This is a genomic window from Kitasatospora sp. NPDC059571 (assembly GCF_042735675.1).
GTDB lineage: Bacteria > Actinomycetota > Actinomycetes > Streptomycetales > Streptomycetaceae > Kitasatospora.
On the sequence record NZ_JBHWBW010000832.1, the window covers coordinates 1 to 1,352 of the forward strand.

A 1,352-nucleotide genomic window follows, 5' to 3' on the forward strand; every position below is an offset into this window, starting at 1 on the left:
GCACGGGACGGCGACGGCTACTGGGTGGGCTGGGTCGGGAAGTCCTTGCCGAGGACCACCACCAGGTCGGCGTTCTGCGGATCGGTGACCTTCTTCACCGCCTCCGGCTTGAGCCCGAGGGTGACCGCCAGCGCCTTCGCGGCCTCGGCCCGGGCGTCGTCGGTGTAGCGGATCTCACTCGCCGCCTGGACGGCGCCGGCCTTGGCCGAGCTCGGCACCGACTCCAGTCCGGCGTTGATCACCTGGACCTGCACGGACTCGGTCAGCTTCTCGTTGCCGGAGGCGTTCACGATCGAGACCCGCGGCGTGGTCGTCGTGGAGCTGGCGCTGTGCACCGTGCCGCCGAGCACGTCCTTGACCTGCTGGCCCGCGGTGGCCTGGTCGAGGGTGCCGTCCGCCTTGGCCTTGAGGACCTGGGTGGACAGGTGGCCGTCCTTCGCCTGCTGGGCGAGCCCGGCCAGGACGCCGGCCAGCGCCTTCTCCGGGAGCGAGGGGTCGAGCACGGCGTTCATCCGGTGCACGTCGTCGGAGGCGTCCGTCAGGCCGGTCGGCATCGCGCGGATCACCGCTTCCATGACCTGGCCGAAGCGGGCGAGCTGGGCGTCCCGCCCCTCCCCCGGCGCCTGGTAGGTGGCGTACAGCGCGGCAGCCAGGCCGTTGAGGTCCGTCCCCTTGCCCGCCGTGACCGAGACCTTGCCGTCGGAGCTCTGCACGGCGGCGTTGGTGTCGACCTTGATGCCGCCGAGCTGGGCGACCAGCAGGGTCAGGTACGGGGTGTCCAGCCGCCAGGTGCCGGCCACCGGGGCACCGAGCACGGTGGCCAGGCCGTCCCGGGTGCCGGACGGGCCGAGCTGGTCCAGGCCGGTGCCGACGGTCGGCGAGGAGGCGTCGCCGGCGGCCGGCAGCTTCAGGGTGTCCGGGAGCAGCAGCACGGTGCCCTTGTGGCCGGAGGCGTCGTCGACGAGCAGGGCGCTGGTCACCTTGCCCTGGAGGTCGCGCAGGTGGACGACGTTGACCTGGCGCCCGCCCGCGGCGGCGGCCGCCGAGGGCTGGTTCCCGAGCTTGCCCGTCCACCACAGGTAGCCGCCGGCGCCGCCCGCCAGCACCGCGAGGGTGACCGCGAGGCCGATCAGCCGGTTGCGCAGCCGGCGCCGGCGCTCGGCGCGGACCTCGCTGCGCGACTCGGCGAACTTCAGCCAGTCGATGACGTCCTCGGTCTCCTCCGCCTGCTCGTCGACGAAGGTGAACTCGCCCGTGGCGTAGGAGTCGTCACCCCCCTTGGCAGCCGCGCTGCGGGCGCCGGCGACCTGCTCCGACGGCCGCGCGGCCGGGGTGCCCGGCCGGGGCGGCGC

1 protein-coding gene is annotated in these 1,352 nt (G+C 74.2%); it reads right to left on the reverse strand.

All coding sequences use genetic code 11. From position 1 onward, the window contains the following. Positions 1-17: 17 nt before the first annotated feature. Positions 18-1,352: LCP family protein (locus ACFV0G_RS39385; RefSeq protein ID WP_380558750.1), on the reverse strand; the 1,335-nt coding region annotated here is incomplete at its 5' end.